The organism is Streptomyces sp. NPDC104367, assembly GCF_055583825.1.
On the sequence record NZ_JBVJND010000018.1, the window covers coordinates 149,798 to 173,837 of the forward strand.

General features: G+C 72.3%; 23 protein-coding genes. 7 read left to right on the plus strand and 16 right to left on the minus strand.

Going from position 1 to position 24,040, the window contains the following annotated elements; genetic code table 11:
- Nucleotides 1-2: 2 nt before the first annotated feature.
- The 10 genes from cysD to ACZ619_RS26435 form a co-directional block, all read right to left on the minus strand.
- Nucleotides 3-938, minus strand: coding sequence for a sulfate adenylyltransferase subunit CysD (gene cysD, locus ACZ619_RS26390; protein ID WP_469603599.1), 936 nt, complete (start codon nt 936-938; stop codon nt 3-5).
- Nucleotides 935-1,543 carry an adenylyl-sulfate kinase gene (gene cysC, locus ACZ619_RS26395; RefSeq protein WP_469603602.1) on the minus strand — a complete coding sequence of 203 codons (609 nt, stop codon included), beginning with the start codon at nt 1,541-1,543 and terminating at the stop codon, nt 935-937. Before cysC ends, cysD begins: the two co-directional genes overlap by 4 nt.
- Nucleotides 1,540-2,250: a phosphoadenylyl-sulfate reductase gene (locus ACZ619_RS26400; protein WP_469603605.1), complete on the minus strand. Its 711-nt coding sequence runs from the start codon at nt 2,248-2,250 to the stop codon at nt 1,540-1,542. Before ACZ619_RS26400 ends, cysC begins: the two co-directional genes overlap by 4 nt.
- A complete protein-coding gene (locus ACZ619_RS26405; RefSeq protein WP_365800764.1) occupies nt 2,247-2,426 on the minus strand; it encodes a hypothetical protein in 180 nt (59 codons plus the stop codon). Before ACZ619_RS26405 ends, ACZ619_RS26400 begins: the two co-directional genes overlap by 4 nt.
- Nucleotides 2,423-4,120, minus strand: a complete 1,698-nt coding sequence (locus ACZ619_RS26410) for a nitrite/sulfite reductase (RefSeq protein WP_469603608.1) — start codon at nt 4,118-4,120, stop codon at nt 2,423-2,425. The genes ACZ619_RS26405 and ACZ619_RS26410 overlap by 4 nt, the downstream gene beginning before the upstream one ends.
- 128 nt (nt 4,121-4,248) lie before the next feature.
- Nucleotides 4,249-4,332 carry a putative leader peptide gene (locus tag ACZ619_RS26415; RefSeq protein WP_309500612.1) on the minus strand — a complete coding sequence of 28 codons (84 nt, stop codon included), beginning with the start codon at nt 4,330-4,332 and terminating at the stop codon, nt 4,249-4,251.
- A 127-nt stretch (nt 4,333-4,459) separates the two neighbouring features.
- The gene (locus tag ACZ619_RS26420; RefSeq protein ID WP_469603611.1) at nt 4,460-5,026 is read right to left on the minus strand and encodes a GNAT family N-acetyltransferase; all 567 of its coding nucleotides are present in this window, start codon (nt 5,024-5,026) and stop codon (nt 4,460-4,462) included.
- 43 nt (nt 5,027-5,069) lie between these two features.
- Complete coding sequence (locus ACZ619_RS26425) at nt 5,070-6,404, minus strand: hypothetical protein (RefSeq protein WP_469603614.1); 1,335 nt, start codon at nt 6,402-6,404, stop codon at nt 5,070-5,072.
- Nucleotides 6,405-6,588: 184 nt separating this feature from the next.
- Entirely contained in the window at nt 6,589-7,866 is a 1,278-nt protein-coding gene (locus ACZ619_RS26430; protein ID WP_469603617.1) for a GAF domain-containing protein, read from the minus strand.
- A gap of 325 nt (nt 7,867-8,191) precedes the next feature.
- The gene (locus tag ACZ619_RS26435) at nt 8,192-9,829 is read right to left on the minus strand and encodes an acyl-CoA dehydrogenase family protein (protein WP_469603620.1); all 1,638 of its coding nucleotides are present in this window, start codon (nt 9,827-9,829) and stop codon (nt 8,192-8,194) included.
- Nucleotides 9,830-9,970: 141 nt separating this feature from the next.
- Between ACZ619_RS26435 and ACZ619_RS26440 the strand changes: the two genes are divergently transcribed.
- Nucleotides 9,971-11,104 carry a YihY/virulence factor BrkB family protein gene (locus ACZ619_RS26440; RefSeq protein WP_469603621.1) on the plus strand — a complete coding sequence of 378 codons (1,134 nt, stop codon included), beginning with the start codon at nt 9,971-9,973 and terminating at the stop codon, nt 11,102-11,104.
- Between the two features lie 95 nt (nt 11,105-11,199).
- Nucleotides 11,200-11,871, plus strand: coding sequence for a helix-turn-helix domain-containing protein (locus ACZ619_RS26445; RefSeq protein WP_469603624.1), 672 nt, complete (start codon nt 11,200-11,202; stop codon nt 11,869-11,871).
- Here ACZ619_RS26445 and ACZ619_RS26450 read toward each other — a convergent pair.
- Nucleotides 11,860-12,258 carry a VOC family protein gene (locus tag ACZ619_RS26450; protein ID WP_469603627.1) on the minus strand — a complete coding sequence of 133 codons (399 nt, stop codon included), beginning with the start codon at nt 12,256-12,258 and terminating at the stop codon, nt 11,860-11,862. The two genes, ACZ619_RS26445 and ACZ619_RS26450, sit on opposite strands and share 12 nt — an antisense overlap.
- Nucleotides 12,259-12,603: 345 nt before the next feature.
- Here ACZ619_RS26450 and ACZ619_RS26455 point away from each other — a divergent pair, with 345 nt between their 5' ends.
- Complete coding sequence (locus ACZ619_RS26455) at nt 12,604-13,470, plus strand: isocitrate lyase/PEP mutase family protein (RefSeq protein WP_469603630.1); 867 nt, start codon at nt 12,604-12,606, stop codon at nt 13,468-13,470.
- A complete protein-coding gene (locus tag ACZ619_RS26460; RefSeq protein WP_469603633.1) occupies nt 13,467-13,712 on the plus strand; it encodes a hypothetical protein in 246 nt (81 codons plus the stop codon). The genes ACZ619_RS26455 and ACZ619_RS26460 overlap by 4 nt, the downstream gene beginning before the upstream one ends.
- Nucleotides 13,713-13,901: 189 nt before the next feature.
- On the opposite strand, the gene ACZ619_RS26465 is transcribed toward ACZ619_RS26460, so the two are convergent.
- A complete protein-coding gene (locus ACZ619_RS26465) occupies nt 13,902-14,108 on the minus strand; it encodes a hypothetical protein (RefSeq protein WP_469603635.1) in 207 nt (68 codons plus the stop codon).
- A 30-nt stretch (nt 14,109-14,138) separates the two neighbouring features.
- Nucleotides 14,139-15,203 carry a LacI family DNA-binding transcriptional regulator gene (locus tag ACZ619_RS26470; RefSeq protein ID WP_469603638.1) on the minus strand — a complete coding sequence of 355 codons (1,065 nt, stop codon included), beginning with the start codon at nt 15,201-15,203 and terminating at the stop codon, nt 14,139-14,141.
- A gap of 372 nt (nt 15,204-15,575) precedes the next feature.
- Here ACZ619_RS26470 and ACZ619_RS26475 point away from each other — a divergent pair, with 372 nt between their 5' ends.
- Nucleotides 15,576-17,132 carry a carboxylesterase/lipase family protein gene (locus tag ACZ619_RS26475; RefSeq protein WP_469603640.1) on the plus strand — a complete coding sequence of 519 codons (1,557 nt, stop codon included), beginning with the start codon at nt 15,576-15,578 and terminating at the stop codon, nt 17,130-17,132.
- A 254-nt stretch (nt 17,133-17,386) separates the two neighbouring features.
- Here ACZ619_RS26475 and mmuM read toward each other — a convergent pair whose 3' ends face one another.
- Complete coding sequence (mmuM, locus tag ACZ619_RS26480; RefSeq protein ID WP_469603643.1) at nt 17,387-18,304, minus strand: homocysteine S-methyltransferase; 918 nt, start codon at nt 18,302-18,304, stop codon at nt 17,387-17,389.
- A 240-nt stretch (nt 18,305-18,544) separates the two neighbouring features.
- Here mmuM and ACZ619_RS26485 point away from each other — a divergent pair, with 240 nt between their 5' ends.
- Nucleotides 18,545-19,954, plus strand: a complete 1,410-nt coding sequence (locus ACZ619_RS26485) for an RICIN domain-containing protein (RefSeq protein WP_469603645.1) — start codon at nt 18,545-18,547, stop codon at nt 19,952-19,954.
- 5 nt (nt 19,955-19,959) lie between these two features.
- On the opposite strand, the gene ACZ619_RS26490 is transcribed toward ACZ619_RS26485, so the two are convergent.
- Nucleotides 19,960-21,033, minus strand: coding sequence for a pectinesterase family protein (locus ACZ619_RS26490; RefSeq protein WP_469603648.1), 1,074 nt, complete (start codon nt 21,031-21,033; stop codon nt 19,960-19,962).
- Between the two features lie 39 nt (nt 21,034-21,072).
- A complete protein-coding gene (locus ACZ619_RS26495) occupies nt 21,073-22,752 on the minus strand; it encodes a rhamnogalacturonan lyase B N-terminal domain-containing protein (RefSeq protein ID WP_469603651.1) in 1,680 nt (559 codons plus the stop codon).
- Between the two features lie 188 nt (nt 22,753-22,940).
- On the opposite strand from ACZ619_RS26495, the gene ACZ619_RS26500 reads away from it, so the two are divergent.
- The gene (locus ACZ619_RS26500; RefSeq protein WP_469603654.1) at nt 22,941-23,999 is read left to right on the plus strand and encodes a rhamnogalacturonan acetylesterase; all 1,059 of its coding nucleotides are present in this window, start codon (nt 22,941-22,943) and stop codon (nt 23,997-23,999) included.
- Nucleotides 24,000-24,040 lie beyond the last annotated feature (41 nt).

Consider the following 24,040-nt stretch of genomic DNA (forward strand, 5'->3'; position numbering starts at 1 on the left):
GTCTAGAAGTACCCCTCGCGCTTGCGGTCTTCCATCGCGGCCTCGGAGAGCTTGTCGTCGGCGCGGGTGGCGCCGCGCTCGGTGAGCCGGGAGGCGGCGATCTCGGCGATCACGGCGTCCAGCGTGGTGGCGCCGGAGTCGACGGCGCCGGTGCAGGACATGTCGCCGACGGTGCGGTAGCGCACCTGGCGCTTCTCGACCGTCTCGCTCTCCTTCGGCCCGCCCCACTCGCCGGCCGTCAGCCACATCCCGTTGCGCTGGAACACCTCGCGCTCGTGCGCGAAGTAGATCTGCGGGAGCTCGATCTCCTCGCGGGCGATGTACTGCCAGACGTCCAGCTCGGTCCAGTTGGAGAGCGGGAAGACCCGGACGTGCTCGCCGGGGGCGTGCCGGCCGTTGTAGAGGTTCCACAGCTCGGGGCGCTGGCGGCGCGGGTCCCACTGGGAGAACTCGTCGCGCAGGGAGAACACCCGCTCCTTGGCGCGGGCCTTCTCCTCGTCGCGGCGGCCGCCGCCGAAGACCGCGTCGAACCGCTCGCTCTGGATCCGCTCCGTCAGCGGCAGCGTCTGGAGCGGGTTGCGGACGCCGTCCGGGCGCTCCTTGAGCACACCCCGGTCGATGTAGTCCTGCACGGAGGCGACGTGCAGCCGCAGCCCGTGCCGCTCGACCGCCCGGTCGCGGTACTCCAGGACCTCGGGGAAGTTGTGCCCGGTGTCCACGTGGAGGAGCGAGAAGGGGATCGCGGCCGGGGCGAACGCCTTGAGCGCCAGGTGCAGCATGACGATGGAGTCCTTGCCGCCGGAGAACAGGATCACCGGCCGCTCGAACTCGCCCGCCACCTCGCGGAAGATGTGGACCGCCTCGGACTCCAGCGAGTCCAGGTGGGACAGGGTGTACGGGGTACCCGTGCCCTCCTCGTGGGTCGCCACGGTCGTCATGCCAGTCCCCTCTCGCCGAGCAGCGCGTGCAAGGCCGCCGCGGACTCCTGCACCGTCTGGTTCTGCGACTCGATCCGCAGATCGGGCGCCTCGGGCTGCTCGTACGGGTCGTCGACACCGGTCAGCCCGGTCAGCTCGCCGGCCGCCTGCTTGGCGTACAGGCCCTTCACATCGCGGACGGAGCAGACCTCGACCGGGGTCGCCACGTGCACCTCGACGTACGCGGTGCCGTTCTCCTCGTGACGCCCCCGCACCGCCTCACGGCTGTCCGCGTAGGGCGCGATCACCGGGACGAGGGCCTTGACGCCGTTGCGGGCCAGCAGTTCGGCGACGAAGCCGATGCGCTGCACGTTGGTGTGCCGGTCCTCGCGGCTGAAGCCGAGGCCCGCCGAGATGAACTCGCGGATCTCGTCACCGTCGAGCACCTCGACGCGGTGGCCCTCGCTGCGCAGCCGGCCCGCCAGCTCGTACGCGATGGTGGTCTTGCCGGCGCTCGGCAGACCCGTGAGCCAGACGGTGGCTCCGGTCGTCACGTGGTTCTCCTGTGGGTCGGGGGTGGTCGTCTCGGTGGTCGTCCCGGCGCTCGCCGAGGCCCGCGCGGTCATTCGTGCAGCCCGCACTCGGTCTTGGCCCGCCCCGCCCAGCGGCCGGCGCGGGCGTCCTCGCCGTCCAGCACCCGGCGGGTGCAGGGGGCGCAGCCGATGGACGCGTAGCCGTCCATCAGCAACGGGTTGGTGAGCACGCCGTGTTCGGCCACGTAGGCCTCCACGTCGTCCTGGGTCCAGCGGGCGATCGGGGAGATCTTGACCTTCTGCCGCTTCTCGTCCCAGCCGACGACCGGGGTGTTCGCCCGGCTCTCGGACTCGTCGCGGCGCAGTCCGGTCGCCCAGGCGCTGTACGCCGTCAGTCCCTGTTCCAGCGGCTGGACCTTGCGGAGCTTGCAGCACAGGTCGGGGTCGCGGTCGTGCAGCCGGGGGCCGTACTGCGCGTCCTGCTCGGCGACCGTTCGGCGCGGGGTGAGGGTGATGACGTTGACGTCCATCACGGCCTCGACCGCGTCCCGGGTGCCGATGGTCTCCGGGAAGTGGTAGCCGGTGTCGAGGAAGACGACGTCCACGCCCTTCTGGACACGCGACGCCAGATGGGCCACCACCGCGTCCTCCATCGAGGAGGTCACACAGAAGCCCTTGCCGAAGGTGTCCACCGCCCACTGGAGTATCTCCAGGGCGGAGGCGTCTTCGAGATCGCGGCCGGCCTGCTCGGCCAGCGCCTTCAACTCCTCGCTCGCACGCTCTTCCTGAGCGGTGGTCATATCTGTTCCCCTCCAGCTTCGGAGTGCTTCAGCCCCCGGGCGAGCAGCCCGAGGAACTTCAGCTGGAATGCGCGGTTGCAGGCCGCGCATTCCCAGGCGCCGTGGCCCTGTTCACCGGGACGCAGGTCCTCGTCACCGCAGTAGGGGCAGTAGAAGGGGGCGGCCCGCTCGCTCATGAGAGGGACTCCTCGCTGGCACGGGAGGCCCAGGCGGCGAACCGCTCGCCGTCCTCGCGCTCCGCCTGGAAGCGCTTGAGCACCCGCTCGACGTAGTCCGGGAGTTCCTCCGAGGTCACCTTGAGACCGCGGACCTTGCGGCCGAACCCGGCCTCCAGGCCCAGCGCGCCGCCGAGGTGCACCTGGTAGCCCTCGACCTGCTCGCCCTCGTCGTCCAGGACCAGCTGGCCCTTGAGACCGATGTCCGCGACCTGGATACGGGCGCAGGCGTTGGGGCAGCCGTTGAGGTTGATGGTGAGCGGCTCGTCGAACTCGGGCAGCCGGCGCTCCAGCTCGTCGATCAGGGTGGAGCCGCGCTGCTTGGTCTCGACGATGGCGAGCTTGCAGTACTCGATGCCGGTGCAGGCCATGGTGCCGCGCCGGAACGGGGACGGCTTGGCGGTCAGGTCCAGCGCCTGGAGCGACTCGACCAGCGACTCGACCTGGTCCTCGGCGACGTCGAGAATGATCATCTTCTGCTCGACGGTGGTGCGCACCCGGCCCGAGCCGTGCGCCTCGGCGAGGTCGGCGATCTTCGCCAGGGTGGTGCCGTCCACGCGGCCGACGCGCGGGGCGAAGCCGACGTAGAAGTTGCCGTCCTGCTGCCGGTGCACACCGACGTGGTCGCGCCAGCGGGAGACGGGCTCGGCGGGCGCGGGGCCGTCGACCAGCTTGCGCTTGAGGTACTCGTCCTCCAGCACCTGGCGGAACTTCTCCGGGCCCCAGTCGGCGACCAGGAACTTCAGCCGGGCGCGGGTGCGCAGCCGCCGGTAGCCGTAGTCGCGGAAGATGCCGATCACGCCGGCCCAGGCGTCCGGGACCTCCTCCAGCGGCACCCAGGCGCCGAGCCGGACGCCGATCTTCGGGTTGGTGGACAGGCCGCCGCCGACCCACAGGTCGAAGCCGGGGCCGTGCTCGGGGTGCTCGACACCGACGAACGCCACGTCGTTGATCTCGTGCACGACGTCCAGGAGCGGGGAGCCGGAGATCGCCGTCTTGAACTTGCGCGGCAGGTTGGAGAACTCCTTGCTGCCGATGTACCGCTCGTGGATCTCGTCGATGGCCCAGGTGCCGTCGATGATCTCGTCCTCGGCGATGCCGGCGACCGGCGAGCCGATCACGACACGCGGGCAGTCGCCGCAGGCCTCGGTGGTGGACAGGCCGACGGCCTCCAGCCGGTTCCAGATCTCCGGGACGTCCTCGATGCGGATCCAGTGCAGCTGGATGTTCTGCCGGTCGGTGATGTCCGCGCTGCCCCGGGCGAACTCCTGCGAGATCTCGCCGATCACCCGCAGCTGCCGGGTGGTGAGGCGGCCGCCGTCGATCCGCACCCGCAGCATGAAGTACTTGTCGTCCAGCTCCTCCGGCTCCAGGACGGCGGTCTTGCCGCCGTCGATGCCGGGCTTGCGCTGCGTGTACAGGCCCCACCAGCGCATACGGCCGCGCAGGTCGTTGGGGTCGATCGAGTCGAAGCCGCGCTTGGAGTAGATCGTCTCAATGCGTGTCCGCACATTGAGACCGTCGTCGTCCTTCTTGAACTGCTCGTTCCCGTTGAGCGGGGTGAAGTGGCCCATGGCCCACTGACCCTCGCCACGGTGACGGCTCACCTTGCGGCGGGGCGCGGAGGAGGCAGGGTTCTGCGGGGTGGCGGCCATGGCGATATACGTCCTTCGGGACAGGCGGGAAGCTGCTCTGACCTGCGCTTACGGGCGCACGGGAGGATGTCTGCGCAGCATTGCGCAGGACGGGGGTCTGGACAGGAGGGTGCGGCGGTGCTGTGCTCTCAGCCCGCCGGACAGATGGCGCTGGACATGCGGCCGAGGTCGACGTGCCGCCGACTCACCAAGGCAATTCCAGTTCCAGACATGACGGAAGCGTGTCACGCGGATCTCGGGCCAGTCCACCATTGTCCGAGATCTGGACGGATCTATTCTGAATAGTGAGACGGGGTGGTGCGGGTCACGCTCCGGGCGCGTTTAGGGGCGGTCGCCGGATCACGCGCCCGGCCAGGGGCCCGGTGCCGCGACCTCCGGTTCCTCCTCGACCTTCGTGTCGAAGAGCCTGAACCCCCGCCGCTGGTAGTTCGCCATCGCGTGCTCGCCGTCCAGGCTGCACGTGTGCAGCCAGACCCGCTTCGTCGGCGGCCGCTCGGCCCACCGCTCCGCCAGGTCCCAGGCCCGCGCCGCGCCGTACGAGAGCAGGTGGCCGCCGATCCGGCGGCCGCGGAACGCCGGGATCAGACCGAAGTAGACGATCTCCACGACACCGTCGTCCTGGGGTTCGAGCTCGACGTAGCCCGCCGGCGTCCCCCGGTCGTACGCGACCCAGCTCTCCACACCCGGCCGTCCCAGGTGCTCCTGCCAGCGGGCGTGGCTCCAGCCCAGCCGGTCGGTCCAGCGGATGTCGCCGCCGACCGAGGCGTACAGGAAGCGGCTGAACTCGGGGGAGGGGACCTCGGAGCGGACGATCCGGACCTCGTCGCCGTCGGGGGCGGCGGCGGGCAGGAGGTCGGCGGGGGAGGTCTGCTCCAGGGACCAGGTGGTCACGACGACGGTGCTCATGGGGGCCAGGCAATCATCCCGGCCCCGGCCGTGTCGACAGCCGTTATCCGAGTGAGGCGTCGATCGAGCGCAGCGGCACGGAGAACAGCATCCGGTCCGTGACCGACCACACCTCGCCGGTGTCCGGCGCGTAGGAGAGCGAGCCGGTGCCCTCGGCCCAGCAGCGGTGCGAGGCGTCCGAGCCGCAGCGGGCCGCCCGCGCGCCCTGCGTGTCCTGCCGCCAGAGGCTGCCGTGCCCGTCCATGGCCCCGGGCAGATGGCCCACGTACCAGTCGGAGGCGGTCGCGCCCGGCGGGCGGTACGACAGGACGCCCCGGATCTCGGACGCCCCGGTCCGGTACGCCTCGACCGCGTCCGCCCGGCCGAAGGTGTCGGTGGCGAGCAGCCCGCCACGGGCGGGCTCCTCGTCGAAGGCGTACCGCCACAGCCGGGCCCGCCGGTCGCCGCCGGCGGCCGTCCACTCGCCGAGGACCAGGCTGTCCGGTGCCGTCCCCCGGTCCACGGAGAGCGCGCTCGGACAGGGCGCGCCGTCCTCGGAGCAGGTTCCGGCGGTGAAGGTGTACGAGCCCACGGCGGGCATCACGTACCGGAACCCGTCGGCCGACCAGCCGCCGGACACCCGGCCCATCGCGTCGGACAGCACCGAGGTGCGCTGGATGCGGTTCAGGTCGTACACGTAGAGCGCCTCGGCGCTGCCCGGCGTGGTGGTGACCAGGAGCTTGTCCTCGTACCAGGCCATACCGGAGATCTGCGAGGCCAGTCCCCGGTAGCCGCTGCCGTCGGCGCTGGGCACGGTCAGCAGGATCCACGCGTAGGAGGGGTGGGCGGGGTCGTTCTCGTTCACCACGGCGATCCGGGCCAGGCCCCGGGAGGCGGCCGGGCCGGAGGACGTGCTGTGCGTCCAGCCGGCCAGGACGACCCGGTTGGCGCCCCACAGGCCGTCGTCGTCCGCTTCGGAGGAGGTGGTCACGGAGGCCGGCTGCCACTCGTCGGTGAGGGTGTCGGCGGGGTCCCAGCAGTACGCCTGGTCGGCGGCCGGGGTGACCGGCAGCGAGTCCCGGTCGTCGGAGTCGCAGTCGGCCGCCCGGCGCAGGGTGTGGTCGGCGCTCTCCAGGACGTCGGCGACCCCGACCGTCCCGCCCATCGCCGTGGCGAGCCGGTCCAGCGAACGGCGCGGCACCAGGTGCTCCTGGAGCTGCATCGGCGCGATGTCGGTGCTGGCGACGAGCCGCTTCAGCGCGCCCGGGTCCTCGGCGACCGTGGCCTGCGAGGCGCTGACGATCGTGGCGGTCGCGGTGAGCGCGAGCGCGGTCCCGGCCAGGACCGCGCGCAGTGCCGTGCCCCGCCTGCGCCGCCGGTGTCTGCCGCGATGCTTCATGTCTCCTCCCGAGGCGGGCCAACTGCTCCTGATGGTCCGTACGTTGACCGAGGAGCAGGTGAGGAGGCCCGTACCGGGATGCTACGGCAGTCCAGGGCGCCGCACCCCGAAGACCCCGCAAATACGCGGAAGACATCTCCCCCGATATGCCTGATGCACCGAATGCGCCCCCGTGGTGCCGCCCTCAGCGCCCCCCGGGCGCCGGCGCCCGGCCCGCCGTCACCGCGGGGGCGTTCGAGTACGGCAGCAGGTCGCGCGGGTCGTCGGGGAGCAGCACCTCGATCCGGGCGTCCTCCCGGAACCGGTACGGCCGGTGCTCCAGGAGCGCCCCGAGATACCGCCGGATCCTGGACATCTCCGCGCGTACGGTCACGGTGCGCGAGGCGTCCCCGAAGACCTCCTCGGCCAGTCCGGCCGCACTGCGCCCGGCCCGCCCCACCGCCAGCAGGTACAGCAACTCGGCGTGCCGCGGACTCAGTTCGCGCGACCAGGTGACCGCGCCGCCGCCGACCGTCACCGAGGGCCGGCGCGGTGCGGCCAGGTCCAGCACCAGCCGGCCCCCGCCGGCCGGCACCGGCCCGTCCACCGCCCGCAGCAACCAGCCGCCGCCCAGCGGCTCCACCAGGCACAGCCCGAGCGCGGGCAGCCGGCGGCGGCCCGGCGAGAGGGACTTGGGCAGCGCCAGCCGGCGCGGGCACTGCATTCCGGTGACCGCGGCGGTCCAGCCGTCGGCGTCCACCACCAGGGCCCGGCCGCCCAGCCGGGCCAGCACCGGGGCCGCGACCGCCCGCAGCCCCTCCAGCGCGTCCAGGTGCGTCTCCCGCAGCCGCGCCTCGGCCAGCTTGGCCACCGAGTTCACCCAGGCCAGGGTCGCCGGATGCATGGTGTCCAGCGGGCCGCTGACGTCCACCACGCCCAGCAGGGTGCCGTCCCGGGGGTCGGTGATCGGGGCGCCGGAACAGGTCCAGGAGGCGTGCGAGCGGACGAAGTGCTCGGCCGCGAAGACCTGCACGGGGCGGCGCACCACCGCCGGGGTGCCGATCCCGTTGGTGCCGACGACGTCTTCGCGCCAGTCGGCGCCGAGCTCGAAACCCAGCCCGTCCGCCTTGCGCAGCACCGGCGGGGACCCCTCCCGCCACAGCACCCGGCCGTCCGCGTCGGCCACCACCATGATGTGCTGGGCGACGTCCGCGACCGAAAGCAGCCCCTCGCGCAGTACCGGGAGCACGTCCTTGAGCGGTGACTCCTCCCGTCTGCGCCGGACCTCGTCGGCGGGCAGCAGCCCCGAGCGGAAGTCGTGGTCGGGGTCGACACCGCTGCGCAGCATCCGTCCCCAGGACTGTTCGATCACCGGCCGGGGCGCGATCCGCGCAGCCTGTCCGGCGAGTCTGGCGTCACGGACCTCGCTCAGCACCCGTGCCGCCTGCGCCGCGTTCACCGCGGCGAGTCGCGCCACGTCCATCGGCGGGTTCCCCACTGAGATCCTCCCGGACAGGCCTCGAAAGAGGCGTGGAACAGTGCTGTCAAGCCGTCCGGGCGGCGGTTTCCGGTCCGGCCGTGCGTCTCATACTGCCGCCCTGCGATGACGGAGGCGCACAGTCCGCACACAGTCACCGAGATGTTGCAACCCCTTGCAACCCTGGTGAACCGACCGGGGGTGGCCGAAACTTGAGCCGACGGCGCCTCGCGGGGCGCCGTCAGCGGCCTCGAACGGGCCAGGGCGGGGGTGGTGCCGTGTCGGCGCAGCACCACCCCCGTGCCCCGTACGCCGGCCCGCGCCCCTCGGCTCAGCGGGCCACCCGGGCCCGGTCCACCACCGCCGCCAGGTCCAGGCTCGCGGGCAGGGTCCCGAAGGACGAACCCCAGTCGTTGCCCAGCCGGGACGCGCAGAACGCGTCCGCCACCTCGGCCGGCGCGAAGCGGACCAGCAGGGAGCCCTGGAGGACGGTCGCGAGGCGCTCCACGAGCCGCCGGGCCCGGCCCTCCATGCCCGCCAGGTCGGCCAGTTCGGAGAAGAGGTCCTTGACCGCGCGGTCCAGGCGGTGGTCGGCGCCGTGGGAGCGGCCGATCTCCTGGAGGTAGGCGTCCAGGACGCCCGGCTCGCGCCGCAACGCCCGCAGCACGTCCAGGGCCTGGACGTTCCCGGCGCCCTCCCAGACCGAGTTGAGCGGGGACTCGCGGACCAGCCGGGGCAGCCCCGACTCCTCGACGTAGCCGTTGCCGCCCAGGCACTCCGCCGCCTCCACCGCGAGCGGCGCGCAGCGCTTGGTCACCCAGAACTTGGCGGCCGGCAACGCGACGCGCAGCAGGGCCCGTTCCGCCTCGCTCCCGTCGTCCTGGGCGGCGGCCAGCCGCAGCGCCAGCGCCGTCGCGGCCTCCGACTCGACCGCGAGGTCGGCCAGCACGTTGCGCATCAGCGGCTGGTCGGCCAGCCTCCCGCCGAACGCCTCCCGGTAGGTGCAGTGGTGCACGGCCTGCGCCACCGCCTGCCGCATCAGCCCCGCCGAGCCCAGCACGCAGTCGAGGCGGGTCGCGGCGACCATCTCGATGATGGTCCGCACCCCGCGCCCCTCCTCGCCCACCCGCCGCGCCCAGGTCCCGTCGAACTCGACCTCGCCCGACGCGTTCGACCGGTTGCCGAGCTTGTCCTTGAGCCGCTGGAGGAGGAAGACGTTGCGGGTGCCGTCCGCCAGCACCCGGGGGACGAGGAAGCAGGTCAGTCCGGCCGGCGCCTGGGCCAGCACCAGGAAGCCGTCCGACATCGGCGCCGAGCAGAACCACTTGTGCCCGGTCAGCGTGTACGTCCCGGACTCGGCGAGCGGCACCGCCGCGGTCGTGTTCGCCCGGACGTCGCTGCCGCCCTGCTTCTCCGTCATGGCCATGCCGAACAGGGCGCCGGCCTTGTGGGCGGCGGGCCGCAGCTCACGGTCGTAGACCGTCGACGTCAGCAGCGGCTCCCAGACGGCGGCCGACTCCGGGTCGCCGCGCAGCGCGGGCACCGCCGCGTTCGTCATCGACAGCGGGCAGCAGGTGCCGGCCTCGGCCTGGGTCCAGACCAGGAAGGCGGCGGCCCGGCGGACGTGCCCGGACGGCCGTACGAAGCCGGTCGTCAGGCCCGCGCCCACGCCCTTGCCGAGCAGCCGGTGCCAGGCCGGATGGAACTCGACCTCGTCCACGCGGTGGCCGTAGCGGTCGTGGGTGCGCAGCCGGGGCGGGTGCTCGTTCGCCTGCGCCGCCCACTCCTGGACCTGCGCGGAACCGGCCGAGCGGCCGATCGCCGACAGCTCCTCGCGCACCTCGTCCAGGAGCGGCGGGCCGATGTGCCGCCCGACGGCCTCCACGAGGGCCTGATCGGTACCGAACAGGTCGTATCCGACCAGCGGGGGCGGCTGGTTGGTCACGCTGTGGGTGGTGTTGCCTGCCATGGGTGCGAACCTACCCCGGGTGCCGGCGGTGGTCTCCAGCGTGACACGGCGGCCGGGCGGGCCGTGCCGGACGATCTCGGAAGTTCCCGGTCAGGGCCCCGCGAGATGAGTACCGACCCGGACGGCGGATACCTTTAGGACGTGCAGCCAGCAAGCGATACCCCCGAGCGGCCCTCCGGCCGGCTCCACCGGGCCAGAGCCCTCTACCGGAACGTCTCCAAGCGCAGGACGGCCTGGCTGCTGCTCAAGGACACCGTCAACTCCTGCATGGAGTACCGCATCCTCGGCCTCGCCGCCGAGGCCGCCTTCTTCACCCTGCTGTCCGTCCCGCCGCTGCTGCTCAGCCTCATCGGACTGCTCGCCTACGTCGACGAGTGGACCGGCGCCCACACCATCGCCAGCCTCCAGGCCAACCTCCTGGACGCCTCCCGCACGGTCCTGTCCGACAAGGGCGTCAAGGAGATCGCCCAGCCGATCCTGCACGACGTGGTGCGCGGCGGCCGCCCCGACGTCATCTCCATCGGCTTCCTGTTCGCCCTGTGGTCGGGTTCCCGCGCGGTGAACGTCTTCATCGACACGATCACCGTGATGTACGGCCTCGACGGCGTCCGGGGCATCGTGAAGACCCGGATCGTCTCCTTCCTGCTGTTCATCGCCGCGCTGCTGATCGGCTCGGTGGCGCTGCCGCTGATGGTGGCCGGGCCGGACGCGGTGGTCCGGGTCGTGCCCTGGTCGGAGACGCTCGTCCAGGTCCTGTACTGGCCGGTCGTGATCGTCCTCTCCATCGTCTTCCTGACCACGCTCTACCACGTGTCCGTGCCGGTCCGCTCCCCGTGGATCGAGGACGTGCCCGGCGCGCTGGTCGCCCTCGCGATGTGGGTCCTCGGCAGCTTCCTGCTGCGCATCTACCTCACCCACACCATCGAGGGCGCGACCATCTACGGCTCGCTCGCCGCGTCCGTCGCCGTGCTCCTGTGGATCGGCGTGTCCGCGTTCGCGGTGCTGGTCGGGGCGGCCGTGAACGCGGCGATCGACCGCGTCTGGCCGGCCGCCGCGACGGCCGCGGCACGGGCGGCGAACGAGCGGCTGCGGGAGGCCCAGGTCGTCGAGTACGTCGCCCGCGCGGCGGCGGCGCGGGACTCCGACCCCGAGGACCCGGACATGCCGTCCGAGTTCCCGGAACGCTGGTCGCGGTTCCTGCCGCCCGAGGACGTCACCGCCCGCCTGCGCACCCATGTGAAGAGCAGCCATCCCCCGCACAAGCCGGAGGGATGACGGCCGTGACGGTTCGCGAGCGGCCGGGCGCGGGTCCGCCGTGGCCGCCCGCGCTGTGCGCCGCGCCCCCTGCCGGGCGCGCGTAGGCCGGCGCCGTGTACACGGAAAGGGCGTCCCGGCTTTCCGGTGCCTTCGCCTGGACGCATGCCACGGACGCGGGCGTGCCGGGCCGCGTGCTGCCCGACGGGTGCATGGACCTGCTCTGGCACGAGGGGCGGCTGCTGGTCGCCGGGCCCGACACCCGCGCGTACCTCACCGACGGGAGCGCGGGCGTGTGGGCGGGGCTGCGCTTCCGTCCGGGGGACGCGCCGGGGTTCCTCGGGGTGCCGGCGCACGAACTGCTCGACCGGCGGGTGGAGCTGGGCGACCTGTGGCCGGCCTCGGCCGTCCGGGGCCTGCGGGCCCGGGTCGCCGCCGCCGGCGACCCCCGCACCGCACTGGAGGAGATCGCGCTCGAACGTGCCGTGCCCGCCGATCCGTTGCCCGGCCTCCTCGTCGAAGCGCTCGGCGCGGGGCGCTCCGTGGCCGGCATCGCCGACGAACTCGGAGTGGGTGCACGCCAGTTGCACCGCCGTAGCCGGGCCGCCTTCGGCTACGGACCCAAGACGCTCGGCCGGGTGCTGCGGATGCAGCGGGCGCTGGCCCTGGCCCGGGCCGGGGTGCCGCTCGCCGAGACCGCGGCGCGGGCGGGCTACGCCGACCAGCCGCATCTCTCCCGCGAGGTAAGGGAGTTGGCGGGCCTGCCGCTGACCGGGCTACTCGGCTGACAGCGGCGCGAACAGGTCGACGCCGTTGCCGTCGGGGTCGTGCACCGTGGCGTAGCGCTGGCCCCAGAAGGCGTCCCACGGCTTGAGCTCGCCGTGGTGGCCGGCGCCGACCAGATCCTCGTACACCGTGTCCACCTCGGCGGGCGAGCCGCAGCGGAAGGCGAGCGACACACGGCCCCCGCCGGCCGGCCGCCGCCAGCCGGGGTGGAAGGAGCGGAGGGTCTCCTCGGTGTCCAGGGCCAGGGTGAGCCCGCCGGGCAGCTCGGCCTCGACATGGGGCTGTTCCTCGGCGTCGGGCGGGAAGTCCAGGCCGAGGCGGCGGTAGAAGGCGAGGGACGCGGCCAGGTCGGAGACGACCAGACCGATCACGGCGAATCGTGGAGTCATGCCGTCACCGTAGGCGGCGGCCCGGCCGGCGGTCTTGAACGGATCGGACACCCGGCCTCGGCCGGCATCGCACCGGACGGGTGTTCTGCACGGCCCTCGGACACGCCCGCGAGGCGTACCGGGATCCGGCCTCCCCGGCCCGCCCGTACGGCGGTCCGGCCTGGGCCGCACAGCTCGGCCAGTGACGTTTCTCCGGTGAACCCGGTCCGCCATTGGGGTGAGTAAAGCTCGCGCACGCAGAGAGTCACGTGTGTATCTAGAGATGCTCTTGTCTTGGCAAAGGGCTGTCGAGACGCGGAGGCCGGTCCGGCCTCCGCGCCACCCACCCACAGGAGGAGCCGGACCTTGACTTACGGGAAGAAGCTGCGCGAGCAGATCGCCGGGCCGGGGACCACCCCGCTGATCGGCGTGTACGACATGTACTCGGCGTCGATCGCGGCCAAGCACTACGACGGGATGTTCGTCTCCGGCTTCGGATTCGCCGCCTCGTACTACGGCCTGCCGGACATCGGATTCATCGCCTGGCCCGACATGGTGGCCTTCGTCCAAAGGCTGCGGGGCGCGTTCCCGCGCCACCACCTGCTCGTCGACATCGACGACGGCTACGTCGACCCCGAGGTCGCCTGCCACGTCGTGGAGGGGCTGGAGCGCATCGGCGCCTCCGGAGTGATCCTGGAGGACCAGAAGCGGCCCCGGCGGTGCGGGCACGCCGACGGCAAGCAGGTGCTGCCCCTGGACGAGTACCTGGAGAAGCTGGAGAAGGTCCTGGAGACCCGCACTGACCTGGTCGTCGTGGCCCGTACGGACGCCACGGACGAGCACGACATCCTGCACCGCGCGGAGCGGCTCGCCGCCACCGACGCCGACGTGGTCCTCGTCGACGGGGTGCGCAGCGAGGAGTGGATCCGCCGCATCCGCAAGGTCGTCGGCGACAAGCCGCTGCTGTTCAACCAGATCGCCGGCGGCAAGTCGCCCCGCCTCTCGCTCACCGAGCTGGACGACCTCGGTGTCGACGTCGCGATCTACTCCACCCCGTGTCTGTTCGCCGCGCACGAGGCGATGGACTCCGCGCTCGGCGACCTGAGGGCGGCGGACGGCCGGCTGCCCCAGGTGGACGCGGCGAGCGGGGTGGGCGTCAAGGCCTCCACCACCCTGCTGGAGCGCAACATCGCCCGGGACCGCCTGGAGGAGCCCGAGGGCGTGGGCGTGTGACGGGGCCGCGGCTGCGGGCGGCCGCGGTGGTGGCGGCCCTGCTCGGCGGGGCCGCGGCGCCGGCCCAGGCGTCCGGCGGCCTGATCACCGTGATCGACAACTCCCACGCGGACTCCGTCCTGGAGGTGGACCGCACGGCCAATCTCCAGACCGGCCGGGGCACGGCGGGCAGCGACCACGACGGCAGCGCCGTGGCCGCGATCCAGGCGCTGCTCGGCGAGCCGCTCCAGGACGACGACTGAGCCACCGGCCGGTGGTGAACCGCGCGACCGTGGTACGTGGTCGCGCGGTTCTCCTCGTTCCGGACGGGGGCGTGCTCGGTCCTGGTTCCGGAACGGGGTCGCGCTCGGTCCTGGTTCCGGACGGGGGCCTGTTCGGTCCTCGTTCGGAACGGGGACGTGCTCGGTCCTGGTTCAGGACGGGCGGTGGGCTCAGTCCTCGTTCAGGTCGGGGCGGCCGTTCTCGTCCAGCTCCACGTCCTCCTTCGGGTCGTGCTCGTCGATCGGGGCGGCCACCGCGGCGTGCTGGCGGGCCGGGGCGAGCGTGCGGGTCGTGGCGTGGGCGGTGCCCAGTGCCGTCGTGGTCAGGGCGGCTGCGGCGAGAGCGCAGGCAGCCGCCGTGCGCGGGGTGAGGTTCATACCCGGGAAACGATCTTGAGACCGGCCCGGTCACCGTCGTAGGGCCGAACGGGCAGCCGGGGGCGCGGTGCTCGCCCGCTCCACCAGCCGCGTCGACAGCTCCGTCCGGGTGCCCTCCGGGCGGTCCCCGTGCATCATCCGCACCAGCAGCCGCAGCGCCGTCGCCGCCATCTCCGACAGCGGCTGGCGGACCGTGGTCAGCGGCGGCGCCGCCCAGCGCGCCTCCGGCAGATCGTCGAAACCGACCACGCTGACGTCCTCGGGCACCCGCAGCCCGCGCTCGGCCAGCGCCGTGTACACCCCGAGCGCCATCCGGTCCGAGCAGACGAACACCGCGGTCGGCGGCTCCGGCAGGTCGAGCAGCTCGTGCGTACGGTGCCGGGCCGTGCCCTCGTCGAAGCTCGCGTGCCGCACGTACTCGCCGCGATGGCGCAGGCCCGCCGAGGCCAGCGCCGAGCGGTAGCCGGCCACCCGGGCGCCGCCGCACATCCTGCGCCGGCTGCCGGCGATCACCGCGATCCGCTCGTGGCCCAGGGCGAGCAGGTGCTCGGTCGCGGTCACCCCGCCCTGCCAGTTCGCCGCCCCGACGGAGACCACCCCGGCCGGCGGCTCGTGGACCGGGTCGATCAGCACGTACGGGATGCGGTGGTGGTCCAGCCAGGTGTACTGCGCCTGCGTCAGCTCGGCCAGGTTGAACAGCACCCCCGAGGAACCCCGCGCGGTGAGCTTGTCCAGCCAGTCACGCTCCGGCCGCCCCGGCCGCGTCCGGGCCGGCCCCGCCGACACGACGACCTCCAGCCCCGCCTCGTGCGCCGCCTCCTCCACCCCGTGCAGCACCGCGCCCGACCACGAGGTGTCCAGCGCGTGCACGACCAGGTCGATCAGGGCCGGTGCCTTCGTCGCGTCGAAGCGGGGCCTGCGGACGTAGCCGAGCCGTTCGAGCGCCTCGGTGACCCGGCGGCGGGTCTCGGGCGCCACGTCGTCGCGGCCGTTGACCACCTTCGACGCGGTCGGTACGGAGACGCCCGCCTCGCGGGCCACCACCGCCAGCGTCGGACCGGCCGCCGCCACGCTCGTACCCCCGGCACGGACCATGGGAACCCGCCTCTCCGGCCCGCCTTTGGGCCAACGAAAGTAACGAAAGTTGCGACCAACGCTGCTTCCGCGGTCTGCCTGCAAGCCGTGCAGTAAGCGCTTCCTACGATAGGTGCGCGCCAACACGGCGTGAAGACCTGGGAAATCGCGGGATCATCCCCGACGGAACTTTCGAAACTTCGAACAGGGGGCGGTCGGAATATTCGGGTATGCCCGCTGCGCCGCGCGGTTCGAGGAGGCGGGCGCCGCACGCGCGCCGGACGGCCGCGGGCGTTCACCCGGTCGCCGTGTGCGCCGGAATACCGGGGGCGGGTGTGGTGCTCTGTCTTTACCGGCGTACCGGAACGCGCGGCGGGAGGAGCTGGTGGGCGGATGACTGCGGACCGGACGGACCCGAAGGACCCCGTGGCCGAGACCCCGTACGGGGCGGTACGCGGCAGGTGGGAGCGTGGCGCGGCGGTGTTCCGGGGTATCCCGTACGCCGCCCCGCCCTTCGGGGAGCGCCGGTTCCGTCCGCCCGTGCCGCCCGAGCCCTGGGACGGCGTCCGGGACGCGGGCGCCTTCGGGCCGACGGCGCCCAAGCCGCCGTACTCGGAGGCGTTCGCGCAGTACCTCTCCGACCCGGTGATCCCCGGCGACGACTGTCTCAACCTCAACGTGTGGACCCCGGAGCCGGGCCCCGGTGCCCGGCTCCCGGTCCTGGTCTGGCTGCACGGCGGCGCCCTGACCAGGGGATCGTCCGCCGTACCCGTGTACGACGGGCACGCGTTCGCCCGCGACGGGATCGTCTTCGTCTCGGTCAACTACCGGCTGGGCGTCGAGGGCTACGGACTGTTCCCGGACAGTCCGCCCAACCCCGGTCTGCGCGACCAGCTCGCCGCCCTGCGCTGGGTCCACGACACCGTCGGCGCCTTCGGCGGCGACCCCGACCGGATCACCCTGTGCGGCCAGTCCGCCGGCGCCATCAGCACCGGCGCCCTGCTCGCCGCGCCCCAGACCCAGGGCCTGGTCCGCCGGGCCGTCCTGCAGAGCGGCGCGCCCGAGGCCGCGGAGCGCGACAAGGTACGGCGCATGGTGCGCCGGATGGCGGGCCGGCTGAGGATCCCGGCCACCGCCGAGGCGTTCGCCGCGGTCGACCGAGAGCTGCTGCTGCGCACCCAGGCCGAGGTGGGCCGGCTCAGCAGCCCGGTCCTCGGCGGTCCCGCCTTCGGGATCGTCCTCGACGGCGACCTCGTCCCGTGCGACCCGCTCCAGGCCCTCCTCGACGGCGGGGCCGCCCGGGGCGTCGACCTCCTGATGGGCTGGACCCGCGACGAGTACCGGCTCTGGCTGGTCCCCGGCGGCCTCGTCGACCACGTCGACCGGCTCGGCCCGGTCGCCTTCGCCGGCGCCATGGCCCGCTGCCACACCGGCCACGAGGTGCCCCGCGGCTACCGCGCCCTGCACCCGGAGGCGGGCCCCGCCGAGACCGTCGGCCAGATGGTCACCGACCACCTGCTCCGGCTGCCGCTGCACCGGCTGGCCGAGTCCCGCCCGGGCTCCGCCCACCTCTACGAGTTCGCCTGGCCCTCCAACCGCCCCGGCCTCGGCTCCTGCCACGCCCTGGAGCTGGGCTTCGTCTTCGACACCGGGGACGTGCCCGACTCGGCCCGGCTGGCCGGCGAGGGCGCCCCGCGGGAGCTGTGCGACGAGACGCACGGTGCGTGGGTCCGCTTCGCCGCCACCGGCGACCCCGGCTGGCAGGCCTGGGACGACACCCACCCGGTCCGGATCATCGGCGACGGGGAACCCCGTACCGCGTCCGGCCCCCGGGACGAGGAGTTCGCCCTGTGGACACCCGCCCCGGTCCCGCCCCCGGAACGGACGGCCGCACCGTCCCTCGCGGTACGCCGTCTGCGCCGCTCGATGGCAGCCGTGCGCCGCCACTGACCGCCCGCACCACCACCGGCGTACCGAGGCGGCAGGCGCACCACCCGTACGCCGAGGCGGCAGGCACCGGTCGGCCGTCTCCGCTGAGGGCGCGGGGAACCGCGCGGGTGACCCGCGACGACGGTCGGTCGCCCCAGCACGGTCCCCCCGTCCCAGTACGGCCCCGTCTCAGCACGGCCCCCCGTCTCAGCACAGCCCCCGCCCAAGCACGGCCCCCGCCCCAGCGCGGCCCCCTCGTGGCGGGCGGGCGGCTCTCAGACCGTCCGGGCGATCCCGGAGATCGCCTCCGGACCGACCCGGCAGCACCCTCCGATCAGCCGCGCCCCCGCGTCCCGCCACCCCGCCACCTGCTCCGCCGTGAACGTCGACCGGCCCGTCCACGCCCGGGCCCGCGCGTCCCACACCTCACCGCTGTTGGGGTAGACGACCACCGGCTTCCCGGTCACCCGCGCCGCCGCCCGCACCGCGAGGTCCACGTCCTGCGGCGCACAGCAGTTCACGCCCACGGCGATCACCTCGTCCACCTCGGCGGCCAGGGCGAAGGCCTCCTCCAGCGGCTGTCCCGCCCGCGTCCGCCCGTCCGCCACGCTGTACGACAGCCACGCCGGCACCCCCAGCCCGCGCACCGCCCGCAGCAGCGCCGCCGCCTCGTCCGCGTCCGGCACGGTCTCCAGCGCCAGCACGTCCGGACCCGCCCCGGCCAGCACCTCCAGGCGCGGCCGGTGGAACCGCTCCAGTTCGTCGACGCTCAGCCCGTACCGCCCCCGGTACTCGGACCCGTCCGCGAGCATCGCCCCGTACGGCCCGACCGACGCCGCCACCCACAGCGGCCGTACGATGCCCTCCTCCCGTGCCCGCCGGACCGCGTCACGGCCCAGCTCCACGCTGAGCGCGAGCAGCCGCGCGGCCTCCGCGTGGGGGATGCCGCGCTTGGCGAAGCCCTCGAACGTGGCCTGGTAGCTCGCGGTGATCGCGACGTCCGCGCCCGCCCTGAAGTAGGCCAGGTGCGCGTCGGCGACCGCGTCCGGCCGGTCGGCCAGCAGCCGCGCCGACCACAGCTCGTCGCTCAGGTCGTGCCCGGCGGACGCCAGCTGGTTGGACATGCCGCCGTCGAGCACGACCGTCCCGGCGGCGAGGGCGTCGGCGAGGGCGGGGGAGTTGTCGCTGGTCATGCCCCGACGCTAGTCGACACGGCACCGAACGCCCGATCCCGTCCACGGGACGAGCGCTCCGCCCGTCCTGCGGACACCGGCTCGGGCCGCACGTTTGGAAATCGCTTTCCCCCATGTCTCGTCAGACCCGTTGACCCACAGGTAACACGCCCTTACCTTTTCGGCGATCACAACGTTCGCCATACCACATGCCGTTCGGGATACCGGACGGCATGCCTTCCCCCGAGGAGCGTGTGTGAGATGAGACGTGCGTACGCGATCCTGCTCTCCGTCTGTCTGGCGGTGATCGGCGCCCTGGCCACCGCCGGCCCGGCCGCGGCCGCCTCCCAGACCGTCACCAACGGCACCCAGTTCACCGACACCTCGGGCAACGTCGTGCACGCCCACGGCGGCGGGGTCATCAAGGTCGGCAGTTACTACTACTGGTTCGGCGAGGACCGCAACTCCGACAACACCTTCAAGTACGTGGACGCCTACCGCTCCACCGACCTGAAGACCTGGGAGTTCCGCAACCACGTCCTCACCCAGTCCTCCGCCTCCGAGCTCGGCACCGCCTACATCGAGCGCCCGAAGGTCATCTACAACGCCTCCACCGGCAAGTTCGTGATGTGGATGCACAAGGAGAACGGCGTCGACTACAGCGAGGCCAAGGCCGCCGTCGCCGTCTCCGACACCGTCGACGGGAACTACACCTACCAGGGCAGCTTCCAGCCGCTCGGCCAGTACATGTCCCGGGACATCACCACGTTCGTGGACACGGACGGCACCGCCTACATGGTCTCGGCCGCCAACGAGAACTACGACCTGCAGATCTACAAGCTCACCTCCGACTACACCGCGATCGACAGCCTGGTCGCCAACCCGTGGGCGGGCGGCCACCGGGAGGCCCCGGCCCTCTTCAAGCGCAACGGCGTCTACTTCATGCTGACCTCGGGCGCCACCGGCTGGAGCGCCAACCAGCAGGAGTACGCCACGGCGACCTCCCTCGCCGGCCCCTGGACGTCCTGGACCAACGTCGGCGACTCCACGGCGTACAACTCCCAGACCGCCTACGTCCTCCCGGTCAGCGGCACTTCGGGCACCTCGTACCTCTACATGGGCGACCGCTGGGGCAACTCCTTCGGCGGCACGGTCAACGACTCCCGCTACGTCTGGCTGCCGCTGACCTTCCCGACCGACACCTCGATGTCGATGTCCTGGTACCCGGAGGTCTCCGTCGACACCGCCGCCGGCACCGTCAGCGGGACCAGCGCCACGTACAACACGCTGATCGCCCGGCACAGCAGCAAGTGCGCCGACGTGCCCAACCAGTCCCTCTGGGAGTCCGTCGCGATCAGCCAGTACACCTGCAACAGCGGCACCAACCAGAAGTGGTGGTTCAAGGACCTGGGCACCGGCTACTACGAGCTGATGGGCCGGGGCAGTTCGCTCTGCCTCCAGGAGAACGACACCACGGTGACCCAGGAGGACTGCACCGGCGCCACCACCCAGCAGTGGTCGGTGGTGACCTCCGGCTCCTACGTCAACATCAAGGCGCGCGCGAGCGGGGAGTGCCTGGACGTGAACGGCGCGTCCACCGCCAACTCGGCCGCGATCATCACGTACACCTGCAACAGCGGCACCAACCAGCAGTGGACACGCGGTAGCTGACGCGGTCAGCCGACGGGATTCCAGCCGTCCGTGCCCGCCAGGTACTTCTGGGCCGTGTAGGTCGCGGCCTGCGAGTCGGTGAGCTGCGGGCGGTTGGCGTTCACACCGGCACCGGCACCGGTGTTCGCGTACTCGAAGAACCGCGCGTCCTTCCAGGAGTAGCCGCTCATGTCGGTCCATGGCCCGGCGGTCTTCACGGCCGCCGGCAGAGCGGTCTGGCGGATCACCAGCTGGCCGACCGCGTCCGACGTCGGATGCCAGGGACGGCCCAGGTAGTAGGTGTTCGCCGCCGCGGAGCTGCTGATCGTGCTGCCGGTGATCAGGATGCCGTACGTCTTCGCCGAGTTGGTGTCGGGCGCGGCGAGGAAGCCGTTCAGGCCGCCCGCGGCGGCGCCGGAGTCGCGCAGCTGGATGTTGACCCGGTCGTAGACGGCCGTCGCGTTCCCGAAGACGAAGTCCACGTCCCCGGTGACGAATGACGAGGAGAAGTACTGCCGGTACTGGCCGGTGGCGGACGGCGCCCAGTTCAGCAGGGTGTCCTGGCGGCTGATGAACCGGTCGTTGCGGAAGGTCTGCCGGTCGCCCTGCGCGGTCACGGCGACGGCCTGGGTGTCGGTGATCTCCGGGTGGGCGCTCTTGTCGAAGGTGTTCTGCACCGTGAGACCGGTGACCGTGAGGTTGTTCGCCGAGAAGGTCGCCACCGAACTGCCCAGCGTGCCGTACTTGTTGCCCGCTGAGTCGGTGTAACCGGCGGCCCGGTCGTAGCTGATGACGACGTCCTCGGCGTTGCCGGTGGCGCCCTTGAGGGTCAGCCCGGTCTTGGTCACCGGCACGTCGACGGTCTCCTGGTAGGTGCCCTTCGCGACGGAGACCGTGTCACCGGCGGCGGCCGCGTTCACCGCCGCCTGGACGGTGGTGTACATCCCGGAGCCGTCCTTGGCGACGGTGAGGGTGGACGCGGCCCGGGCCGGGCCGGCCAGCGACACCACGGCGAGCCCGAGGGCGGCCGCGGTCCCGGCGGCGAGCGCCGCGGTACGGCGCCGGGCGGGTGCGGGGGGTTGCTCGTAGGAAGCGGTCATGCCCCCAGGTCGCCGCCCGGCGCCGCGGGGTTGCCGGTCTCAGGCCAGCAGGTCGATCGCGTCGATCGAGGTGCCGGCGCTGAGGAAGGACGTCGTGCCGGAGCCGCTCGCCACGTAGATCTTCAGCGTGTTGTAGGAGCTGGTGTCCGTCAGCCAGGCGGACGCCGGGACGCTGTACGTGAACGTGTAGTTGTTGCCCCGGTACGAGCCCACGGTCAGCGAACGGGTGCTCGGCTGGGTGGGCGGCGAGGGCACGGCCGAGGTCCAGGTGTCGTTGACGACGACCTGCGGCCGGCCGTTGGCGTAGGCCGTCGTCACCCCGATCCTGAGGGTGTGCGCGGCGGCGGCCTGGGCGGCGGTCAGCTTGAAGTACACGATGATCCCGCTGTTGACGTCCTTCCACAGGTAGCAGGGGAAGGCCGAGGTCTCGGTGCCGCTGCCGATCACCACGTTCCCGGTCCAGGACGAGGCCCGGACGTCCGAGGGATGCGCGTACGTCATCAGGTCGGCGTTCTTGAACCCGCTCGGCGTGCCGTCCCAGTTGTTGATCCGCCAGATCGCGGAGGCGTTGCTGGGATCGTTGGAGGAGGCGATGGCGATCGTGTTGAGCGTGGTGGTCGCGCCCGCCGTCACCGTCACCGAGCCGGTGTAGACGGCCAGTTCGCCCTTGAAGACGGTGAGGGTGTACGTCCCCGGCAGCACTCCCGCGATGGAGAAGTAGCCGTCCGAGGAGCGTGCCGAACCCCAGTACTGGGCAGCCGAGTTGGCGAGGCCCACCGTGTACGCGTACGCCGTGTCCCGGCCCGAGACGCCGACGCCCGCGACCCGGCCGCGGCCGCTCGCGGAGACGTATCCGGAGATGCCGAGCGAGTCGGCCCAGGAGGTGGTGAGGGTGCCCGGGTACAGCGAGGAGGAGGGCGCGCCGCCGTCGGTGAGGGCGATGACGTACGGGCCCTGGAGGCCGTAGCGCTCGGACTCGGTCTGGTTCTCGCCGTAGTACAGGATCTCGTACAGGCCGCCGCCGTCGGTGCTCTGGTGGCGCAGCAGGGAGCGGTAGAACGGGCCGCCGGAGGCCTTCTCGTGGTTGCTGCGCACGATCCACAGGCCCACGCTGCCGGTGGTCCAGCCGATGTAGTCGTAGTCCATCACCCGCAGCTTGGAGTAGTGCTTGGCGCGGGTCTGGCCGTCGGACTTCTCGAAGACGTCCGCGGACTCGATGACGGTGGGCGCGTAGGTGTAGGAGTCCGGCTCGTCGTTGAGGAACAGGCCGGCCTTGACGCGCACGATGTAGCGGGTGGCCGTGACCGACGAGTCGGCCTTGTTGGTCCACAGGTAGACGTTGTTCTCGCCGCTGCGGGCCGCGTAGTAGTGCTTCAGCGTGCCGTAGGCGACCGAGATCAGGATCGTGGTGCCGGACTGGGCGATGGTGACCGTGGAGGTGCCGAGGCCGGACTCGACGTGCGAGTTCTTGCCGCCGTAGCCCTGGTACTCGGTGCCCTTGTAGACCAGTGAGGTCAGGTCGCCGTTGGTCTTGCTGACCTTGAAGACGAGGCTGGCGCCGGTGTCGACGACGTAGTTGGAGCCGTCGTCGGACCAGCCGAAGGTCGCGGCCGAGGCGGTCTCGGCGAGCGGTCCGGCGAGGGCCGCGGTACCGGCGGCGGCTGCGCCGCCGAGGACGAAGGTGCGGCGTCCGAGCGGTCTCCCGTTGGATCCGGACATGGGGGTGCCTCCTTCGGTGGGGCGGGGTTGCGGGTGTCTGTGAGGGTGACAGTTGAATCGATTTCGCGAAAGGGCTTTCGCCTTCCCGGAGTTGGCAATCTTGCGAAATCGGTCCGAGGTCTAGAAAGCGCTTGCGAGTACCGGTACGGTCCCCGCCAGGCCATGTCGGAACGACGGAGGAGTCCCGAGTGAGACGTTTCAACGGTGTTCGCGTCGCCGCCCTCGCGGCGGCCGTTCTCGGCACCTGTCTGACGGTCGCGCCCGCCGCCCACGCCCACGACCGCCGGCCGCCGCTCGGTATCGAGAACTGCACCGCCACCGCCTGCCACTTCGACGTCCCGCCGGGCGACTACGACGTCACGGTCCGGCTCGGCGGCGACAGCGCGGCGGCCACCGCCATCAGCGGCGAGACCCGGCGCTCGCTGCTCCCGGAGACGGCCACCGCGGCCGGAGAGCGGACCACCCGCAGCTTCACCGTGAACGTCCGCACCCCCGAGGGCGAACCGACCGGCCCCGACGGAACTGCCGGCCTCGACCTGGTGATCGGCGGCTCGGCCCCCGCCCTCGCCGGCATCAGGGTCACCCCCGCCGCCCGGCACACCCGGCAGATCTTCCTCGTCGGCGACTCCACCGTCTGCGACCAGCCCGCCGACCCCTACTCCGGCTGGGGCCAGCAGCTCCCGCAGTTCCTCCGCAAGGGCGTCGCCGTCGCCAACTACGCCGACTCCGGGGAAAGTACGGTGACCTACCTCCAGAACCCCCAACTCTGGGGTACCGTCCAGCCGTTGATCCGTCCGGGCGATCTGGTCCTGATCCAGCTGGCGCACAACGACAAGACGACGGACGAGGCGACCTACCGCGCGAACCTCGAAACACTGGTGGCGGGCGTACGGGAGAAGGGCGGGCGGCCGGTGCTGGTCACGCCGATCGTGCGCCGCTGGTTCAATTCCGACGGAACGCTGAACAACGACACCGCGCTTCTGGTCAACGGGCTCGGCGTCAATCATCCTGAGGTGATCCGCTCGGTCGCCGCCGCCGAGGACGTTCCGCTGATCGACCTCACGGCGCAGACCAAGGCGCTGGTCGAGTCGCTCGGCACGGAGGGCTCCAAGGCGCTGTACCTGTACAACGAGAAGAAGGACAACACGCACACCTCCGCGTACGGCGCCACCGTCTACGCCGGCCTGGTGCGCGACGGGCTTCTCGCCCAGCACCTGGTGCCCCGCGCCACCGTGCGGGCCCACTGAGCCCCTGGGGCGTCCCGACCGGAACCGGGGCGCCCCAGGTT

Bases quoted from the DNA above. Each gene is read 5' to 3' on its own strand.
- cysD (WP_469603599.1), bottom strand. From the start codon at position 938: ATGACGACCGTGGCGACCCACGAGGAGGGCACGGGTACCCCGTACACC.
- cysC (WP_469603602.1), bottom strand. From the start codon at position 1,543: ATGACCGCGCGGGCCTCGGCGAGCGCCGGGACGACCACCGAGACGACC.
- ACZ619_RS26400 (WP_469603605.1), bottom strand. From the start codon at position 2,250: ATGACCACCGCTCAGGAAGAGCGTGCGAGCGAGGAGTTGAAGGCGCTG.
- ACZ619_RS26405 (WP_365800764.1), bottom strand. From the start codon at position 2,426: ATGAGCGAGCGGGCCGCCCCCTTCTACTGCCCCTACTGCGGTGACGAG.
- ACZ619_RS26410 (WP_469603608.1), bottom strand. From the start codon at position 4,120: ATGGCCGCCACCCCGCAGAACCCTGCCTCCTCCGCGCCCCGCCGCAAG.
- ACZ619_RS26415 (WP_309500612.1), bottom strand. From the start codon at position 4,332: ATGTCTGGAACTGGAATTGCCTTGGTGAGTCGGCGGCACGTCGACCTC.
- ACZ619_RS26420 (WP_469603611.1), bottom strand. From the start codon at position 5,026: ATGAGCACCGTCGTCGTGACCACCTGGTCCCTGGAGCAGACCTCCCCC.
- ACZ619_RS26425 (WP_469603614.1), bottom strand. From the start codon at position 6,404: ATGAAGCATCGCGGCAGACACCGGCGGCGCAGGCGGGGCACGGCACTG.
- ACZ619_RS26430 (WP_469603617.1), bottom strand. From the start codon at position 7,866: ATGGACGTGGCGCGACTCGCCGCGGTGAACGCGGCGCAGGCGGCACGG.
- ACZ619_RS26435 (WP_469603620.1), bottom strand. From the start codon at position 9,829: ATGGCAGGCAACACCACCCACAGCGTGACCAACCAGCCGCCCCCGCTG.
- ACZ619_RS26450 (WP_469603627.1), bottom strand. From the start codon at position 12,258: ATGACTCCACGATTCGCCGTGATCGGTCTGGTCGTCTCCGACCTGGCC.
- ACZ619_RS26465 (WP_469603635.1), bottom strand. From the start codon at position 14,108: ATGAACCTCACCCCGCGCACGGCGGCTGCCTGCGCTCTCGCCGCAGCC.
- ACZ619_RS26470 (WP_469603638.1), bottom strand. From the start codon at position 15,203: ATGGTCCGTGCCGGGGGTACGAGCGTGGCGGCGGCCGGTCCGACGCTG.
- ACZ619_RS26475 (WP_469603640.1), top strand. From the start codon at position 15,576: ATGACTGCGGACCGGACGGACCCGAAGGACCCCGTGGCCGAGACCCCG.
- mmuM (WP_469603643.1), bottom strand. From the start codon at position 18,304: ATGACCAGCGACAACTCCCCCGCCCTCGCCGACGCCCTCGCCGCCGGG.
- ACZ619_RS26485 (WP_469603645.1), top strand. From the start codon at position 18,545: ATGAGACGTGCGTACGCGATCCTGCTCTCCGTCTGTCTGGCGGTGATC.
- ACZ619_RS26490 (WP_469603648.1), bottom strand. From the start codon at position 21,033: ATGACCGCTTCCTACGAGCAACCCCCCGCACCCGCCCGGCGCCGTACC.
- ACZ619_RS26495 (WP_469603651.1), bottom strand. From the start codon at position 22,752: ATGTCCGGATCCAACGGGAGACCGCTCGGACGCCGCACCTTCGTCCTC.